The 618-nt window shown below is 75.9% G+C and carries 1 protein-coding gene; it reads right to left on the reverse strand.

Annotation, left to right across the window (positions count from 1 at the left end; all coding sequences use genetic code 11):
- Positions 1-618 (reverse strand): ketoacyl-synthetase C-terminal extension domain-containing protein (locus tag QWU11_RS47100; protein ID WP_290121140.1); only part of this gene is annotated, 618 nt, incomplete at both ends.

Below are 618 nucleotides of genomic sequence, written 5' to 3' on the forward strand. Positions count from 1 at the left end.
CCGGCAGGTGGAGGTCGAGGTGGGCGCACGCCTCGTCGAAGGTCTCGGCGTAGGCGGGGAAGGCCTCATACAGCTCGAGCCCCATGCCGGGGCGCTGGCCGCCCTGACCGCTGAACAGGAACGCCAGTTTCCCGGCGCCGTCGACGGTGCCGCGGGCGACCCGGGGGCCGGTGTTCCCGGCGGCCAGGTCGGCCAGCGCGGCGAGGCCGGTCGCGGCGTCGGGGCCGACGATCACTGCCCGGTGGTCGAACGACGCGCGTGTGAGGAGCGTACGGGCCACGTCGGCGGGGTCGGCGGCGGTGCGGCTCAGGTGCCGGTGCAGGCGGTCGGCCTGCGCCGGCAGCGCCTCGCCGCTCCTCGCGGACACCACCCACGCGACGGGCCGCCCGGCGGGTTCGTCCTCGGCGGCGGGTGGTTCCTGCGGTGCCTCGATCACGACGTGGGCGTTGGTGCCGGAGATGCCGAAGGAGGAGACGGCCGCGCGGCGGGGACGGCCGTTCCCGGGCCAGGGGACCTCTTCGGTGAGCAGGGAGACGGCGCCCGAGGCCCAGTCGACGTGCGGCGAGGGCTCGTCGGCGTGCAGGGTGCGTGGCAGTGTCTGGTGTCGCATGGCCTGGA

This window comes from Actinomadura sp. DC4 (genome assembly GCF_030406325.1).
Taxonomy (GTDB): Bacteria; Actinomycetota; Actinomycetes; order Streptosporangiales; family Streptosporangiaceae; genus Actinoallomurus.